Below are 18,944 nucleotides of genomic sequence, written 5' to 3' on the forward strand. Positions count from 1 at the left end.
TTATTCTAGCATGTAGAGATGCATTTTTTAATACAACGGTGAAACCATACTGTACCATACGCATAGCGTATGGTTTTAATTACACAAATAAGGATCTAAGACATATTCTAATGCCTTAGATCCTAAACTATATTGATTAAATTAGATATCTGTATAATCTTTAATTTTAAAATCAGAGAATGTTGAATCATAATCTAATACGTATTTAGATTTAATACTTTTACCATTTTGATCTTTCTTTTCTACTTCAATTGTAATTGTGTCACCTTTTTTATCATACTTTGTCACTTTAGGTGTAGAGAACTCTGTACTACCGCCTTCTTCAACAACATTTTCTATATGATCTGCTGTATCTGAACTGCTCTTAATATAACTAGATACATACATATAGTCCTCTTCCTCATATGCTTCATTTAATGCGTCTATATAATCTTCCATAAATGTTTGTACATCATCTTTTAATTCTTCATTTTCTTTATAATCTTTGATTGCATCGTCATCAAATGAAAGATCTACCGTTATTTCATCTTCACCTTCATCGGCTTTTGTGGCATTAACAGTATTTGTTTTAAATACTTTACCATTTACTTTAGTTTGTGCATATATTGCTACTTTTTCATCTGGTAAGAACGGGCCATATGTTGTTTCATCATATGTTTGATAAGTACCTTGTTTCTTTCCATTAATATAAATATCTATATCTTCATCTCCATAACTATACTCTGAGTCGATATTTACTTTAACATTTTTCTGTTTGAAATTCTCTACTACTTCTGATGAATCTACCATGTTAACAATAACTTCACCTTTAAATTTCTTATCATCTATCGCTTTAGTAGCATCTAAATGGTAATTACCTATTGGCAATGTTGCAAATACTTTATCGTTATCTTTAGATAATTTGATGTTTTTCTTTTTACCATTGTAGTCATACGTAATTGTACTATCTGAATCTGATTGTATTGAAACACTTTCTTTTACAACTTCAAATTCATAGTTATCAAAGACGCCATATTTCTTACCATTTTTCTTAACTTGAATGACAGGCTGTTCTCCAGCACTTATAGTAGTACTTTCAGCATCACTTTGATTCATATCTTTCACTTGGCTTTCAACCTCATCAGCAAATCTATCAGAACTATCCGCTTCAACTACATAATCATAAAAAGCTTTACTTTCTGTTTGGCTTAAATCACGGTTATTAAATTTCAAATGATTTTTTAAAGATTTAGTATTTCCTTTTTTAATATCTGAAGCAATTTCTTCAGCATCATTAACAGGGGATAGTTGTGATTCGACAACTTTATAAACTGCAAATATTAGCAATAACAGTAATGCTACAATTGCAATAATAATCAGTAGTTTTTTATTCATTTTCTTATGTTCAACATTCTGATTCGCTTGATTTTCTTGAGCTACAGGCGTACCACATTGTGTACATACCTTTTGTCCTTCAGAAAGTTTATTCCCGCAATTTTTACAATATTTCATACTTTACCTCCTAGTAATCAGTTAATAACGAATTGACTATATCTAGAGAATCCGAAATTGATTTTTCTACTAATATACGTAATATAATCGATGCAACAACAAAGTAAATAAGAATGCCGTACACCACTTGAAAACGGAAGTTGAATTGGTTACTATATTTCGTCATTAAGTAGATAGGAGATACTACAAATAATAAAATACTTAACAAAATTAATATCGCTGCGAAACTTGGTACTTTAATGAGCGCAAATAATAATCCAACAAAGAAGAATCCCGTTGAAAATAAATTAAATGAAACAAAGTCTGATAATACTTTATGCACGCCAATATTTGTATTCAACAGTTTAACAATACCTAAAGTTATACCAAACAATAGTGCTAAACTGAAAATGATTGAAAATAACACACTGAAAACAATGCTTGATTTAGATGGTCCAAAAAAGCTTATATCTGCAGGTACTATAATTAACAAGAAAATTAATAGTAATAGAATACCCGCGCCTACTAAAGAAGCTATAAACTTATAACTATATGTGTGTGCACTTGAGACTTCTTGATCTAAATTCGTGAAAATATTTTTAAAGAAACCTTTACTCTCATTTAAGGTTTCATTCTTATATGTATTTAATGAACTTTTAAACTTCTCAACTTTTTCATGATTAGTTGATTCTACTGCAGTTGTGTTCCCATTAGATTGAATTAACTTTTCACCACATTCGCCACAGAATCTGTCATCTTGCATAACAGGTGAACCACATTTAGGACAATTCATATTAAACACTCCTTATATATATTTATATATAATTTTAGCATAAATAAATTAAAATTAAGATGGTAAATTCAAATAAATCTTAAAATTCATAATATTAATTTTAAGTAATACAGCTTCAGTTATATATAAACTCTAGAAACTAATAAATATTTAATATGAATTGGTAATTTTCAATTAATATATTCTCTTAAATATTTCCCATACAGTCCGACTTCTCCATTTGCCAATACATGACTATAATGTTTTAAGACAACCCTCTTTGTTTCCCAGCCTTCTTGAGCATAAAATGCTTCACCTTCTTTACTTGTAACGAAAGCATCAAATGGGTCATCTTCAGTCTGTCCACCTACGTGATCATTTTCTCCAACAATCCATGTTAGTGGGAATGATCCTTTTACATGTTGTGACTTTTCAATATGAGTGGCAATCCCTTCTTTCTTTGGAGAGCCTCCTCCACCAAACAATATAGCACCTCCAGATTGAATATTTAGTTCTGGTAATTTATCTAACATCCAATATGCTGTTGTTTCTGCACCACCTGAAAAGCTACCTATCCATAATTTTTCATGATTTGGTAAAGAAGAAATCAATTCAACTAAATATTGCACATTGGCTTCTCCATTTTTCCACCATTGCTCTTCATCATTAACAGACTTCGGTACAACTAAAGTTAAACCTTTTTCTTTAGCAACTTGACAGATGCCATCTTTCCCAGCTAAATAGACTTCTGAATCAGGATGATGAAACTCATAAGCACCATCACCATGTAACCACACTAATATCCCCTTTGCGTCCTTAACAGGATAAATTAAATATTCACCTTTCGTTCCATTTTTAGAAGTGAAATTCCGAACATCACGATCACTATCTCTTCCATTTGATGTAAACAACATCACACAGACCACAACTACGATAAATATACATAACAATACTAGTAACTTTTTAATCGCCACTCCCTCCTAATAAACGGTTTAAATTATAACTTAGGAATGTATTTATATATACTTAAGTTCTCTATTATTATACAAAATTTTACAGAAATAAAAATAACTTCTACAAAAAATCACGAGTGACTAAAGGTACATCTACCTAAAATCACTCGTGATTTTTATTTTATAAGCTCATTAACATAACTTTTGTATTAATCTACAATTTCGTATTTTTTAATTTGCTTTTCGATTTTTGAAACTTTCGCTTCTTCGTTTTCTTTCTTTTCTTTACTCATATTTTTATGCTCTTCAACATGAGAAGGTCTAGAAATCCAAGCTTGAAAATCTTTCTTATCATTCCATTTAGAAACAATCGCGTACTCTAACTTGCTTCCCGTTTCAGACTTCCAAACTTGTGCATCAATAAAGCCTTCAAAGCCTTCAAAATCTTGTTTAGCATGACTAGCTTTATTATCTAATATAGCCTTAGATGCCTCATCTTTAGTAGAAAAAATTGCTTGTGCAACGAACATTCATAACGCCTCCTTGTCTATATATTCCAATATATCAAAAATAAAAATTACAAACATATGAAACGCTTTATAAAAATATAAACACCCCCCTTAACCATTAAGGTTAAAGGGGGTGTTTAATATATCTTACTCCCATTCGATTGTGCTTGGGGGCTTAGATGTAATGTCATAGACAACTCTGTTTACGTGGTCTACTTCGTTTACGATACGACTTGATACTTTTTGTAAGACTTCCCAGTCAATTCTTGCGAAGTCACTTGTCATACCGTCTATTGATGTTACTGCACGTACTCCGACTGTGTAGTCATATGTACGGTAGTCTCCCATAACACCTACTGAACGGATATCTGGTAATACTGTGAAGTATTGCCAAATGTCTCTTTCTAGACCTTCTTCACGCACGACTTCTCTTAGAATTGCGTCTGATTCTCTTACGATTTCTAATTTTTCTTCAGTAATTTCACCTAATACACGAATACCTAAACCTGGGCCTGGGAATGGTTGGCGCCATACTAAATGTTCTGGTATGCCTAATTCGATTCCTAGTGCACGTACTTCGTCTTTAAATAGTGTATTAATTGGTTCGATTAATTGGAACTGCATGTCTTCTGGTAATCCACCTACGTTATGGTGTGATTTAATTGTTTGTGCAGTCTTTGTACCTGATTCAATGATATCTGTATAAAGCGTACCTTGTGCAAGGAAATCTACGCCTTCTAATTTTGATGCTTCATCATCAAATACGTATACAAATTCATTACCGATAATTTTACGTTTTTTCTCAGGATCTGAAACGCCAGCTAATTTACTCATGAAACGGTCTTTGGCATCTACTCTAATGATGTTCATATTGAATCCTTCACCAAAGTTCTCCATTACCATGTCGCCTTCACCTTTTCTAAGCAAACCATGGTCTACGAAGATACAAGTTAATTGATCGCCAATTGCTTTATGAAGTAATACTGCTACAACTGATGAATCAACGCCACCACTCATCGCACATAATACTTTACGATTGCCAACTTGTTCTCTAATTTTTTCTACTTCGATTTCAACAAAGTTCTCCATTGTCCAGTTCCCTGTACATTCACAAACACGACGAATGAAGTTTCTTAATAAGTCATTTCCGTATTCAGTATGTCTTACTTCTGGATGGAATTGTACACCGTATAATTTTCTTGATTTATCTTCAATTGCTGCATTTTGACAACTTGGGCTGTCTGCAATGATTTCAAAGTTCTCAGGAATATCGATTACTTTGTCACTGTGACTCATCCAAACTGTTTGACTATTAGGTAAGCTGAAGAATAACTCATCATCTGATTTAACGTTTAATGTTGCTTTACCGTATTCACGTTCGTTAGCTCTTTCTACAGAACCACCTAATAATTTAGTCATTAATTGCATACCGTAACAAATACCTAAAACAGGAATACCTAGTTCGAAGATTTCAGGATCAACTGTGAATGATCCTTCTTCGTATACTGAATTAGGTCCACCTGAAAGTATAATACCTTTAGGATTCATTTTTTTAATTTCTTCGATTGAGATTTCATGGTCGTGTAACTCACTGTATACGCCCATTTCTCTTATACGACGTGTAATCAATTGATTATATTGACTACCAAAATCCAATACAAGAATTAACTCTTGTTCAAAAGCCATTTCCATAATTGTAGTTCTCCTTTAATTAAAATGAGTAGTTTGGTGCTTCTTTAGTAATTTGAACATCATGTGGATGTGATTCTTTAAGGCCTGCGCCAGTCATTCTAATAAACTGAGCTTCTTCTCTTAATTGTTCTAGGTTAGCTGATCCTGTGTAACCCATACCGCTCTTAATACCGCCAATTAATTGATAAATTGTATCTTGTAATGGGCCTTTAAAGTCAATTCTACCTTCTATGCCTTCTGGTACAAATTTCTTAGCTGCAGTATCTTCTTGGAAGTAACGGTCTTTAGAACCTTGTTCCATCGCACCAAGTGATCCCATACCACGATAAACTTTATATTGACGACCTTGGAAGATTTCTGTTTGTCCAGGGCTTTCTTCTGTACCAGCAAGTAAGCTACCTAACATAACTGCATTTCCGCCTGCTGCTAAAGCTTTCGCGATATCACCAGAGAATTTAATACCACCGTCAGCAATAATTGCTTTACCATAGTTACGTGCTTCTGTTGCACAATCATAAATAGCTGTAATTTGAGGTACACCTACACCTGCAACGACACGAGTTGTACAGATTGAACCTGGTCCAATACCAACTTTAACGACATCTGCTCCCGCTTCAAACAATGCTTTAGTACCTTCACCTGTAGCAACGTTACCTGCGATAATTGTAACGTCTGGGTATGATTCACTAATATGTTTAACGACATCTAAGACACCTTTAGAGTGACCATGTGCAGTATCAATAACAAGTGCATCTGCTCCCGCTTCAACTAATTTTTGAGCACGAATTGGTGTATCTTTAGCAATACCTAATGCTGCTGCAACAAGTAGACGTCCTTCACTGTCTTTTGCTGCATATGGGAATTCGATTACTTTTTCAATATCTTTAATTGTAATTAATCCTTTAAGTTTACCCTCTTCAGAAATTAATGGAAGTTTTTCGATTTTATATTTTTGTAAAATTTCTTCTGCTTGTTCTAACGTTGTGCCAACTGGTGCTGTTACTAAATCTTCTTTAGTCATCACATCAGAAATTTTAATTGAGAAGTTTTCGATAAATCTTAAGTCACGGTTAGTAATAATACCGATAAGTTCCATATCTTCTTCGTTATTAACGATTGGAACACCAGAAATACGGTATTTACTCATCAATGCTTCTGCTGCGTACACTTGCTCTTCAGGTGTTAAGAAGAATGGGTTCGTAATAACGCCATTTTCTGAACGTTTAACTTTTTGTACTTCATCTGCTTGATGTTCTATAGACATGTTCTTATGAATAACACCTAAGCCACCTTGTCTTGCCATAGCAATCGCCATTTTAGCTTCAGTAACTGTATCCATACCAGCTGAAATGATTGGAATATTTAACTTAATATTTTTTGAAAGAGATACGCTTAAGTCTACATCACTTGGTAATACCTCTGATTTTGCTGGTACTAATAATACATCATCGAACGTTAAGCCTTCTTTTTGAAATTTGTTTTCCCACATGAATATAACCTCCACTAATTTATTTTCATATTTATTATTTCACATTTTCACTGTTTTGTTGATTGTTTAATCCATTAAAACATAAATTTAATATAATAGCTGAGAAAGTACCTAATACGATACCGTTTTGTGTTAACCAAGCATATTCTTCTCCAAATGTTTCAAGCGCTTGAGGTACTGCTGTAATACCTGCACCAATCCCGACCGATACGGCAATCACGAGTAAATTGTTTTGTTTGTTAAAGTCTATGCCACCAAGCATTTTCACACCGTATGCCATAACCATTCCAAACATCGCAATCATCGCACCACCTAATACTGGAAATGGAATCATGCTTGCCAATGCACCGAGTTTAGGTATTGAGCCACAAACGATTAATAATGCAACCATCATATACATGATTTGATTCTTTTTAGCGCCAGATAATGAAACTAGCCCGACGTTTTGAGAATAAGCTGTGTAAGGAAATGCATTAAAGATTGAACCAATTATAATCGCAATTCCTTCAGCTCTATAACCTTTTGATAAGTCTTTTCTTGATATAGGTTGTTTCGTAATTTCACTTAAAGCATGGTACACGCCTGTTGATTCAATCAAACTAACGATTGCAATAATGACAAAGACGATCGTTGTACCAAATTCAAATTCAAACCCGCTAAATCTAAATGGTCTAGGTAGTTCCAACCAATTCGACGTTCTTAAATTCGATGTATCCACTAATCCATAGAAGGAAGCGACGGTTGTACCTATTAATAAACCGAGTAATATCGCTATAGATTTAATGAACCCTTTAGATAATCTTTGTATTAATAAGATGATCACTAATGTAAATAAACCTAAGAATATATTTTTACTGTCTCCGTAGTTCTTTTCACCTTGACCACCTGCTAAATAATTCATGGCAACTGGCATTAACGTAATACCGATTATTGTAACAACACTTCCTGTAACAACAGGTGGAAATAATTTTACTAAATATGAGAAAAATGGAGAAATTAAGACTACAATAATCCCTGAAAGAAATATAGAGCCGTACAGCACACCGATACCGTGTGTGTTACCAACTAGAATCATTGGTGCTACAGCTGTAAATGTACATCCTAAGACTACCGGCAGTCCAATTCCTATTCCTTTATATACTTGTAAAAATGTTGCTACACCACACATAAAGATATCAATAGCGACTAAGTAAGCCACTTCTTCAGGTGTGAATTTTAAAGCAGATCCGACGATAATAGGTACCATTATGGCACCCGCATACATAGCAAGTAAATGTTGAACACTTAAGATGAAATTTTTCATGTTATTCTCCTACCAGTTTGACTGTATTTCCTAATAATGAAGCAACTTGGCATAGAGATAAGACTTCTAATCCTTCAGATTCCAACTTCTCTCTGCCCGGTTGGAAACTTTTTTCTATAACAATTCCAATTCCAGCTGTTGTTGCGTTTGCTGCTTGAACTAAACGATGTAAACCTAATGATGCTTCGCCATTCGCTAAAAAGTCATCAATAATTAATACATGATCATCTTCATTTAAAAATTGTTTCGCGATAACCACTGTACTCGTTGTATTTTTAGTAAATGAGTGAATATCTGTTTGATAAAATTCAGATGTCATTGTAGATGGTTTTGCTTTTTTCGCAAATAAACATGGCACATCTAAATGTAAAGATGCCATAATCGCAGGTGCGATACCTGACGCTTCAATCGTAAGTATTTTCGTGATTTTCTTGTCTTTAAAATGTTCCGTAATAACTTGACCAACTTCATACATTAACTTTGCATCAATTTGGTGATTTAAAAATGAATCAACCTTAAGAATCTTTTCATCGATGACTACACCATCTTCTTTAACCCTATCTTGTAGTGTCCTCACACTACTCGCCTCCTCATTTAGATTAAAAAAAACACACCTTAATCCTAGAAAATAGGTAAGATGAGTAAAAAATAATATAAAACCACACCATTTTGGATAGCCTGATTCCAGTGTTATTCATTTACTCATAGTCGTGTCGTTTAAGGCAACACGGTAGAAACTTCCAAAGCCATATTCTTCAGATTATATGAGTTTTTAGTAATAAATTATTCATTGATAATAACAAAATTTCAGTATTTTTACAATAGGCAAAACCTTATGTTAGCGCTATTTTAAGCGGTTTTAAATAAACTGAAAAATCTAAATAATTAGAAAGTTAATAGAATTTTGTTTGATTCTCCTCCACAAGGGTATTTGTGAATTATATTGTATTTACGTAGACAATATTTATTAAGTATGTAAACACCTAGAGAATAATCACTGTTGATAAGATTTTTACACATTACAAATTTATGGAGGTTTTAGTATGGGTAAAATAGAAAAATTTAGTAGCGAAAGTGATTTACTGCAACGTATTGATCAATTAAAAGAAGAAGGTGTCGGAGAAAGTGACTTACAAGTTATTTCCGAAGATAGGTTAGATGATAACTCTTTAGACTACACGGATGTTAAAGTGAAGAACTCTAGAGGTTCATTTAGCGACAAGATTACTGCACTATTCTCAGGTGAAAGTGCTGAAGAACGCGTATTATCTAGTTTAAATGTTCCAGAAGAAGAATTAGATCGATACAAACAAGAACTTAATAACGGAAAAATATTATTATATGTTGATAATGACAATATAAGTGATACTGAAAACTATGATTCAGATCACCCTAAAGATTCTCAAACAGGAAATGAGCATTACGATAACACGAAACCATTTTCTAGTGATGAGAGCGAAGAAAGTGGCGTATCTAAAGGTACAGCTGCTGGTGCCGGATTAGGTGCAGGTGCTGCGGGCGCTGGTGCTGGTGCCGCTGCTGCGCATTCATCTTCAGATCAAGAGGAAGCTACAGATGAAACATCTGATTTTGATAAAGCTGAAAGAGAAGACGAATTTAATCAGCAAGATGAAGTATCTGAAAATGATCTAACTAAAGATACTGACACAGAAAAAACAGAAGCATCATCATTCGATAATGAAGCTGAAACAGAAAGAGATGTAAATACAAATCGATATGGTAATAATATTAATGAAGAAGATGTAGCGCATGATGATGTGGATGATTCAAACATCGACCATGATGGCACATCAACTTCAGCTAATTTAGCTGGTGCTTCAGGTCTTGGTGCTGCTGGTTATGCGAACGAACAAAGAGAACAACAAGAAACTGAAGATGATGTACAAGATGAAAGAAGAGTCTACTCTAGCGATAATGAAAGAGATTTAGAAGACTTGAATAATAGAGAAACAACAAATATGTCTGCTCAATATGGTGAAACAGATAATGTTAAAGACCAGCGAGATTTAACTAGAGAAGATGAATCATCATTCTCAAGAGTGCATGATGATGACGTAGAAACAGAGCGTTCAAGCTTAAACTACAATAAACCAAATGAAAGTGTTGAACCACCAACATCAAACGAAACAACAACACGTGAATCTAACTTCTCTTCTAGCCAAGAAGAGCAAGATACTAATGTTTATGCATCTGAGCAGTCTTACAACAACGACACACAAGACAATAATGTAGGCGAAACATCTCACAACAATGAAACGCAAGATAACAATGTAGATGAAGAATCTGTTCAACTTCATGAAGAACGTCTAAATGTAGACAAAGAGAATGTTGAAACAGGAGAAGCTTCTGTTGATAAACATGTTGTTGAAGAAGAACAAGAGTTTGATGTACCTGTTGAACGTGAAGAAGTAACCATCGAACGTAGACCGGTTAATGAGAAAGTAGACGAAGACTTTAACGCAAATGATGATGATTCCGTACACATTCCATTACATGACGAACGTGTAAAAGTAGACAAAGAAAATGTCGTATCTGAAGAAATCGTCATTAAGAAAAATAAAGTTCAAGATACTGAACATGTTTCTGAAAAAGTTAGACATGAAGAAGCAGATATCAATAACCCTACAGATGATAATCCTAAATAAGACAATATAATAACTTAAGAGGCTGGGACATAGTGTCATGTCCTGGTCTCTCTTTTTATTTCCTCAATACGATAGTACTACCATTAAAATCTTATGTTATAATATTATAAAATATTGATTATGAGGGGTTCATAACTATGAATTTTGAAGTTGTCACATCTATCGATGATCCATTATTCAAAAAAGCATTAGAAATGTATGAAGATATTTTCAAGGCAGAGGTGCGAGAAGACCGTCATGTCTTCATCCATTCGCTTACATCTGAGTACATAAAGAAACATTATATATTTTTAGTTGGTTTAATTGATGACACGGTCGTAAGTTTGTCTACAGGTCATTATGAACCTACAACAAATTCAGCTTTTATTATTTATTTAATGACGCATCCTGAATACCGCAATCAGCGTGTTGGCGGACAAACGTTGGAAAGAATTGAAGCTGAACTTCATAAACATGCTCAAGATGTTCATGGAAGAGATGCTAACATGATTATGTTGGAATCGTTTGGAGAAGAATCATACGAAAACAACAGTGGTAAAGAAGAAGCGATTCTGCGTAAGAACTTCTTTAATAGACATGGTTATGAAGTTCAACAAGACATCCCTTATATACAACCAAATCCACAAAAATCATTAGCACCTACACCTATAGATTTATATATTAAGCAATACTTGCCGCTTCAAAAAGACGTTATCTCACCGAGTATTCGTTCTTGTTACATCAACAAGTACATACACGGAAATGAAAACGATCGAGAATTTGTATACGAATTATTAGAATCTATGGATTTATAAGTTAGAAAAGCTGACATCGATTGCGATGTCAGCTTTTTATTACTTTATGATACCTTTCCATTAATGCACGGACACTTTCATCTTTAGCGCCTGCTGGATTTGTACCACACCATAAATTCATATAATCTGGATTCTTTAACTTTTTAGACTGCCCTCTTAAAGGTTGTGTTAATATATTTTGAATCGGATACGGACAAATATCATCTTTAAATTGTTCCATATACTGTATAAACGGATTTATAATACCATTTGCATAACGCCCACTAAACGTATTCGTTAATATAATATCATCAGGATGTGCTTTTAATATATGCGCTTTATGTACATCTGGCGCACCACTTTCATGTGTTGTTAAGAATGCTGTCCCAAGTTGAACTGCATGAGCACCTTTTTGAATATAACTTTTCGCTAATTCTGGTGTCGTGATACCGCCCGCTACTATTAATGGAACGTTAATCAAAGGATACGTTTGATTAAACAATTGCTCAGTTGTAAGACGATTTTCTGGCAATGATTGTTCAAATGAACCTCTATGACCACCCGCTTCACTACCTTGAATCACTATCGCATCAATACCAATGGATTCCAAAGCTTGAGCTTCATTTAAATCTGTTGCAGTTCCTATTACGTTAATATGATGGCCATGTAATGTGCGAACGAGACTTTCTGAAGGCTTACCAAATGTAAAGCTTACATATTCAACATGTTTCTCTATAATCACGTTTAACATGTCATCAAAGTTCACTTCAATTGAAACATCTTGTATTTGTTTACTGTTTAATTTTTCAGTTATGGGATGTAATATTTTATTCATAAAATCAACTTTTTCTTGATCCATAGCCGGATACTCTGGCACAAATAAATTGACGCCAAACGGTTCAGACGTCATTTGTCTAATTTGGTCTATATCTTTAGCTAAAGCATCAGGCGTCATATATCCAGCACCAATTTGTCCAAAGCCGCCTTCATTACAAACTGAAGCCACTAAATCAAGTGTTGTAATACCTCCAGCCATACCCGCTAGAAAAATCGGTTTATCCAGTTCTGAGATTAATATTTTCGATTCCAATGACAATCCCTCCTAAAAAAATTTAATTCGTAAGCTAATCATTTTATTTTTTTAGTTAATTGGTGCATTATAATGACATCATACTAAAAGGAGAAATAAAATGACACACTCTAAGCTTTCATTAACTGAAATTATTAATAAAAGAAAATCAGTTAAAGAGTTCGATCCAAACTTCAAAATTCCAAGAGAAGAAATGAAAGAAATGATAGCACTTGCTACTAAAGCACCTTCATCAATCAACTTACAACCATGGCGCTTTGTTATCATCGATTCTGAAGAAACAAAACAAAAATTAGACCATCTTGTACAGTTCAACCAAAGACAATTACATTCATCAAGTGCCATTATCCTTGTACTTGCAGATTTAAAACACGCTGAATATGTAAGCGATATTTACGAGAAGAATGTTGAACTTGGTTATATGGATGAAAATTCAAAAGATTACTTTATTGAAACAATTTCAAATTTAATTAGCAGTGCTGACGAAAGTTACTTTAATGCACAAGGTTTAATGGATGCAAACTTAGCTTCTATGCAGTTAATGCTTATTGCGACTGATCACGGTTATGATACAAACCCTATCGGTGGATTCGATAAAACAGCTGTATTAGAAGCATTAAACATCGATACTTCTAGATATGTACCAGCTCATTTAATCGCTATTGGTAAAGGTGTTAAACCACCTCATGATTCTAGTAGATTACCAGTAGATAGAATCATTGCTTGGAATGATGAAAGTAACGGTTCAATCGGCGAATAAGTACTTTATTCGTTCTATTTATAATAGTACCCTATCGGCAACTATCTTATGTTGCCGATATTTTTTAATATTGCATTATCCCAAAATATAGTGTAAAATTCATTGCTGTGAGTTTTATTTTTTTACTTAAAAGCTTTACCGCTTTAAAGTGAATATCAAATTAAAAGAAGGAATATATATGAAAAATTTATCTCAATGGTCGTCCAGTATCGGCTTCGTTCTAGCAAGTGCCGGGTCAGCTATAGGAATTGGTGCTGTATGGAAATTCCCATACATGGCTGGAACATACGGTGGTGGCGCATTTTTACTAATATTTATTATTTTCACATTGCTTGTCGGCTTACCACTACTTTTAAGTGATTTTGTATTGGGACGTTATGGTAGAACATATTCTACTAACATCTTCAAAAAAGTATCCGGTAAATCATCTTGGAATTTAGTAGGATGGCTTGGAAATCTAACAGTCTTTGTACTATTTTCTTTCTATAGTGTTATCGGTGGTTGGATCATTTTATATATTATACGTACTCTTTTAGACAGCTTTGGATTAACGCAATCACATAATTACGGCAATATCTTTAATGATTATATATCTAACCCATTCTATTCATTAGCGAGTCAGTTTGCCTTTATACTGTTCACTGTAGTCATTGTCAGTAAAGGTGTAGAAAAAGGTATCGAGAAAGCTTCAAAAGTCATGATGCCACTTTTATTTATATCATTTGTAATTGTCATTATTAGGTCAATCACTTTAGACGGTGCTTTAGACGGAATTCAATATTTCCTACAACCAAAAGTTTCAGATTTAAGTGCTGAAGGTATACTATATGCCCTAGGTCAATCGTTCTTCGCATTATCACTTGGAACATGCGGTATGATGACATACGCTTCATATTTAGACCGTAAAACAAATATCGTCAAAAGTGCGAATGCTATTGTGTGGATGAACATAGCTGTATCAATAGCAGCCGGGTTAGCCATCTTCCCAGCTATTTTCGCATTTGGATTAGAACCTAACCAAGGACCAGGATTATTATTTATCGTCCTTCCACAAGTATTTGATCAAATGTTTGTCGGTCAATTGTTCTATTTACTATTTTTAATATTATTTTTATTCGCAGCCATTACATCTTCAATTTCGTTATTAGAATTGAACATCTCAAATATTACTAAAAATAATAATGATAATAGAAAGAAATGGTCATATATCATTGGTATATTAGTCTTTATATTCGGGATACCATCAGCACTTTCAAACGGATTACTCCAGGACTTTACATTCGGTGTCGGAACATTCTTCGATAATATGGATTACTTAGTCGCGAATATCTTAATGCCAATAGGTGCATTAGGCGTAACCATCTTCGTTGGTCATATATTCAATAAAGAAATCATTATGAAAGAATTAAATATGAGCGATACTAAAAAAGGAAGACTCTTTGTGAATACATGGTATTTCTTAGTTAAATTTGTACTTCCAATTATCATCATCGCCGTATTTATTGGACAATTAATTTAAATAGAGAAAAGAAGAAGCCGTTCAATTTTTTGGGAATTGAACGGCTTTTTTATGTAGTTCGGATGGATTTGGATGATCTCTTGGCTTAATTTAGTCGTTAAGCCATGACTTACACGATCTCTTGGCTTTATTTAGTCGTTAAGCCATGACTTAGGCGATCTCTTGGCTTTATTTAGACGTTAAGCCATGACTTAGGCAATCTCTTGGCTTTATTTAGACGTTAAGCCATGACTTGGGCAATCTCTTGGCTTAATTCAGTCGTTAAGCCACGACTTGAGTGATCTCTTGGCTTTACTCTGACATTAAGCCACGACTTCAATGATTTCTTATCTCAGCAGCCTGTTTAAACCTCCTTTATATCAATCCTATCCACTTCCAATATGTCATGCTGAACAAGATAATTAATAAGTATCCAATAACTGTGAGTGGTACACCTGTTTTAATAAAGTCTTTAACGGTAAATGTTTCTGTACCGTAAGCCAGCATATTTTGTGGTGAACTAACTGGCAATAAGAAACCAAAACTAATCACGAATTGTTGTATAAGTACAAATCCGATTGATTGATCTCCTAGATTTAATGTTTGTGTTAAGGCTATAAACACAGGGATTAAGGCTGAAGATAAACTCGTTGCACTCGCAAATCCTAAATGTATTAAAATATTAAATATTGAAATGAGTGCAATGGTTGCGATTAGTGGCATATGATTAAGTCCCATCAATCCAAATGTTTTATCACTTAACCATTGTGCCGCTGTTGTTTCCAACAATACTGTTCCTAATGAGATACCAATTCCAAATACGATAACTGTACCCCACGGAATTTTCTTCTCAACATCTTCCCAAGTAAAGACACCGATTTTAGGTGTTAACATAATTGCTAATGCGATGATTGTTATAGAAGATGAATCAATAGGATGGATCACTTTTTCGGTAGACCAGAAAAATAATAATAAGACAGAAATCGTAATGAGTCGCCACTCTCTTGCTGAAACTGGTCCTAATTCTTTTAATTGTGCTTTAACTAATTCATTTCCACCTTCTATTTCTTTCTCCTCAGGTTTAATGACAGTAATCATCACAAAGTATAAGACGACTGACATGATAATCGCCCATGGTGCTGCATATAAGAACCACTCACCCCAAGACACATCTTGTCCCATTGATTTATTAATAAATCCTATCGCAACGATATTTTGAGCGGCGGCAGTCTTAATACCTATATTCCATATTGAGACGGCATGCACGGCAGTAATAATCAATAATGCTGCTAATTTACTGTTCTTAGATGTATTAAATGCAGCAATCATACCTAATAAGATGGGTACAACAGCACCTGCTCTTGCTGTAGCTGAAGGTACGAAGAATGCTAAAATAATAGAAACTACAATTGCACCAATAACAATTCTATTTGTTTTGTTTCCTACAATAGAAAGTACTTGTAATGCTAAACGTTTATGTAAATTGGTCACTTGCATCGCTGTAGCTAAGAATAGTGCTGCTGCAACGAGTGCCACTGCAGACCCTGAAAATCCGCTTAAAGCCATTTGTAATGCATTGCCTGTACCTAGTAATGCATCCCCTTCTAAAGCTTTTCCATTTGCTGACGGATTGCCTAACGCATCTCCTAAATTTTGAACTGGACTAAATCCAATGAGTACAACGATCAGTCCAACAATCATGACCGCTGATACAGGATAAGTTACAGCTTCTGTTACCCACATAATAACTGCAAAAGCTAAAATCGCTAACGCACATTTTGCCATAACAGGTAAATCATTTGAAGTTGGTAATAACAATATTCCAATTAATACAACAAAACTAACAATAATCCAAATTGGTTTAAAAGCTTTTTTCTCAGTATTATTAGACATATCTAACAGCTCCAATATTAATTTTTATTGTTCTAATTTCCTAAATAATAACATATTTCTTTTTTGCATATAATACTTTTCACAATTAATACAATAAATACTTGAACTTTCTGTTATTTACATGTAATGTATAAAGGGAAGTGTGACGGTTGTCTGCCGACAGACAACCCTACCTATTAAATTACTGTCAAATAAAGGATGATTTATAATATGTTAACTAAAGAATTCGCAACTAAAGTAGGTCTTAGTGAAAAGCAAGTTAGAAAAATTGTACAGCACTTAGAAGACAGAGGATATCAACTTTCTAAGACAGAATATCGTGGAAGAGAAGCGACAGACTTCCAAGAAGAAGATATTGAACTTTTCCAAGAAATAGCGGAAAAAGTTAAAGAAACAAATAGTTATGACCAAGCATTCGAAACACTTGAACAAGAGAAAGACTTTTTACAAGTTCTTGTTAAAGACGAACCTGCTAATCAAACACCTGAACTACAACATTTAATTGAAGAATTAAGATTAGAAGTTCAACATATGCGTAGAGAAAGACAAATGCTTGGTGAAATGTTGCAACAAGTACATATTCAACAACAGAAACTAGAACAAACTTTAGCATTACAAGCACCTCAACAATCAGAGGCTACTGCTCAAGAGAATGATACTAAAGTTGAAGCGAAACAAGCTGAACAACCACAAAGTTCTAAAGTAGTTTCAGAAGATAAGACTTCTAGTGAATCAGTTGAAACGAACAAACAAGAAGATAAAGTAGAAACAAAAGTTGCTGTAGCTGAAGAGCCAGCTAAATCAGAAACTCAAGCTGAAGTGAAATCAGAAGATAAAGAAACTGTTGTTAAACCAGAAACGACTACTGATAAAGCAGTAGAAGCGAAAGAAGAAGATGCAACTACATCTAAAGAAGAAACGACTGACAAAGCAGCATCTACTGAAGAAAAAGCACCTGAAACGACAGTAGACGAAACTTCAACGCCTTCAGAAAACAAAGAAGAAGTAAAAGAAGAAATCAAATCAGAAACTGAAGAAGAACCTAAGAAAAAAGGATTCTTCCAAAGATTATTCAATATTTAATCCCTTTAAAAAGAGGTTGGGCATGATGCCTAGCCTCTTTTTTGTTAAGTTTTTGTAAATTTCTACTATATAATTGTTAATTGCTAGAGTACTTTGTTATATTGAATTTTATATTAAGTATTTGTAATGAATATTAACCATTAGGAGTGTTTCACATCATGGAAACATTAAATTACGAAGATTTGAACAATGACCTTTTATGGGCGCATAATAATCAAGTTGTGAAAATCATGAAAGATGATTTAGACATCTATATCAAATTGAATCTTAAAGAAGATAATCATAAATTAGTTATATTTTCAAATGGCGCGATTGATCCGTCTAAAAGTAAACCACCTGTCTTTATGAGAAGTAAATGGCATGAAGATTTTAATGCGAATTGTCTTTATATAGATGACAGAACTGTCCATTATAAACAATTACGTATCGGTTGGGGGGTTGGAAGAGAAGAACGTCATTTCTTAAAAGATTATTCTGAGATTGCGCAACAAGTCACGCAAGCACTCCAAATAGAATCACAAAATGTCGTCTATTGTGGCTCATCAGCAGGTGGCTTTATGTCTATGTATTTAGCAACATTACATAAAGGCACAACTGCTGTAGTGAACAATCCACAATGTTACGTAGATCGCTACGATAAAGTGAACGTTGAAAAACTATACAACAAAATATTTCCCAACCGCTCACGCGATTATATCAAAAAACAATACGCACTGAGACTGTCGATCACAAGCTTATTCCGCAAACAAAAATATGTGCCTAAAATTTACTACATCCAGAACAGATTATGTGAGACTGATATGACTAGACACTTCGATCCATTTTGTAGTTTCTTAGATAAATACGAAATAAACAGTTCAAACATAAAGTTCATATTATACAACAATAAAAAGCTCGGACATAATCCTATATCAAGAGAAGCAACCGTAAACTTTGTAAACCAAGTCCTTGAAGACAAACTTGTCATAGCAGAATTTTAAGAATAACACCACC

The 18,944-nt window shown here is 33.8% G+C and carries 16 protein-coding genes and 1 riboswitch; of the genes, 6 read left to right on the plus strand and 10 right to left on the minus strand.

The genetic code is table 11. The features are described 5' to 3' along the window. Positions 1–141: 141 nt before the first annotated feature. The 8 genes from LQ611_RS07585 to xpt all read right to left on the minus strand — a co-directional run bounded on the left by LQ611_RS07585 (position 142) and on the right by xpt (position 8,765). Positions 142–1,491 (minus strand): TcaA NTF2-like domain-containing protein, encoded by a 1,350-nt coding sequence (locus LQ611_RS07585; protein ID WP_119475405.1) that lies wholly within the window; start codon positions 1,489–1,491, stop codon positions 142–144. Positions 1,492–1,501: 10 nt separating this feature from the next. Continuing rightward, entirely contained in the window at positions 1,502–2,263 is a 762-nt protein-coding gene (locus LQ611_RS07590; protein WP_107573030.1) for a zinc ribbon domain-containing protein, read from the minus strand. Positions 2,264–2,433: 170 nt separating this feature from the next. Next, entirely contained in the window at positions 2,434–3,216 is a 783-nt protein-coding gene (locus LQ611_RS07595; RefSeq protein ID WP_119475406.1) for a hypothetical protein, read from the minus strand. A gap of 188 nt (positions 3,217–3,404) precedes the next feature. Next, positions 3,405–3,725: an antibiotic biosynthesis monooxygenase family protein gene (locus LQ611_RS07600; protein ID WP_107590962.1), complete on the minus strand. Its 321-nt coding sequence runs from the start codon at positions 3,723–3,725 to the stop codon at positions 3,405–3,407. Between the two features lie 126 nt (positions 3,726–3,851). After that, the gene (gene guaA, locus LQ611_RS07605; protein ID WP_119475407.1) at positions 3,852–5,396 is read right to left on the minus strand and encodes a glutamine-hydrolyzing GMP synthase; all 1,545 of its coding nucleotides are present in this window, start codon (positions 5,394–5,396) and stop codon (positions 3,852–3,854) included. A 19-nt stretch (positions 5,397–5,415) separates the two neighbouring features. Continuing rightward, positions 5,416–6,885, minus strand: coding sequence for an IMP dehydrogenase (gene guaB / locus LQ611_RS07610; RefSeq protein WP_103361454.1), 1,470 nt, complete (start codon positions 6,883–6,885; stop codon positions 5,416–5,418). A gap of 34 nt (positions 6,886–6,919) precedes the next feature. Continuing rightward, positions 6,920–8,188 carry a nucleobase:cation symporter-2 family protein gene (locus LQ611_RS07615; RefSeq protein ID WP_037589422.1) on the minus strand — a complete coding sequence of 423 codons (1,269 nt, stop codon included), beginning with the start codon at positions 8,186–8,188 and terminating at the stop codon, positions 6,920–6,922. Position 8,189: 1 nt separating this feature from the next. Continuing rightward, positions 8,190–8,765, minus strand: a complete 576-nt coding sequence (gene xpt / locus LQ611_RS07620; RefSeq protein ID WP_025906165.1) for a xanthine phosphoribosyltransferase — start codon at positions 8,763–8,765, stop codon at positions 8,190–8,192. 108 nt (positions 8,766–8,873) lie between these two features. Next, positions 8,874–8,976: riboswitch (purine riboswitch) on the minus strand. Between the two features lie 255 nt (positions 8,977–9,231). On the opposite strand from xpt, the gene LQ611_RS07625 reads away from it, so the two are divergent. After that, entirely contained in the window at positions 9,232–10,854 is a 1,623-nt protein-coding gene (locus LQ611_RS07625; protein WP_119495191.1) for a DUF2382 domain-containing protein, read from the plus strand. Between the two features lie 137 nt (positions 10,855–10,991). Beyond that, entirely contained in the window at positions 10,992–11,648 is a 657-nt protein-coding gene (locus LQ611_RS07630; protein WP_037589426.1) for a GNAT family N-acetyltransferase, read from the plus strand. Positions 11,649–11,676: 28 nt separating this feature from the next. Here LQ611_RS07630 and LQ611_RS07635 read toward each other — a convergent pair whose 3' ends face one another. Then, positions 11,677–12,717 (minus strand): NAD(P)H-dependent flavin oxidoreductase, encoded by a 1,041-nt coding sequence (locus LQ611_RS07635; RefSeq protein ID WP_239709504.1) that lies wholly within the window; start codon positions 12,715–12,717, stop codon positions 11,677–11,679. Positions 12,718–12,817: 100 nt separating this feature from the next. Between LQ611_RS07635 and LQ611_RS07640 the strand changes: the two genes are divergently transcribed. Continuing rightward, the gene (locus tag LQ611_RS07640; protein ID WP_119475410.1) at positions 12,818–13,477 is read left to right on the plus strand and encodes a nitroreductase family protein; all 660 of its coding nucleotides are present in this window, start codon (positions 12,818–12,820) and stop codon (positions 13,475–13,477) included. Positions 13,478–13,655: 178 nt separating this feature from the next. Further along, positions 13,656–14,996 (plus strand): sodium-dependent transporter, encoded by a 1,341-nt coding sequence (locus tag LQ611_RS07645; protein WP_058590751.1) that lies wholly within the window; start codon positions 13,656–13,658, stop codon positions 14,994–14,996. A 354-nt stretch (positions 14,997–15,350) separates the two neighbouring features. Here LQ611_RS07645 and LQ611_RS07650 read toward each other — a convergent pair whose 3' ends face one another. After that, a complete protein-coding gene (locus tag LQ611_RS07650) occupies positions 15,351–16,868 on the minus strand; it encodes a DASS family sodium-coupled anion symporter (RefSeq protein WP_119495386.1) in 1,518 nt (505 codons plus the stop codon). Positions 16,869–17,078: 210 nt separating this feature from the next. Between LQ611_RS07650 and LQ611_RS07655 the strand changes: the two genes are divergently transcribed. Both LQ611_RS07655 and LQ611_RS07660 read left to right on the plus strand, forming a co-directional pair. Next, positions 17,079–17,951: a prolipoprotein diacylglyceryl transferase gene (locus tag LQ611_RS07655; RefSeq protein WP_119495387.1), complete on the plus strand. Its 873-nt coding sequence runs from the start codon at positions 17,079–17,081 to the stop codon at positions 17,949–17,951. 158 nt (positions 17,952–18,109) lie between these two features. Beyond that, positions 18,110–18,931, plus strand: a complete 822-nt coding sequence (locus LQ611_RS07660) for a YqiA/YcfP family alpha/beta fold hydrolase (protein WP_025906180.1) — start codon at positions 18,110–18,112, stop codon at positions 18,929–18,931. Positions 18,932–18,944: the final 13 nt, after the last annotated feature.

It is taken from the genome of Mammaliicoccus sp. L-M44 (genome assembly GCF_022386355.1).
Taxonomy (GTDB): domain Bacteria; phylum Bacillota; class Bacilli; order Staphylococcales; family Staphylococcaceae; genus Mammaliicoccus; species Mammaliicoccus sciuri_A.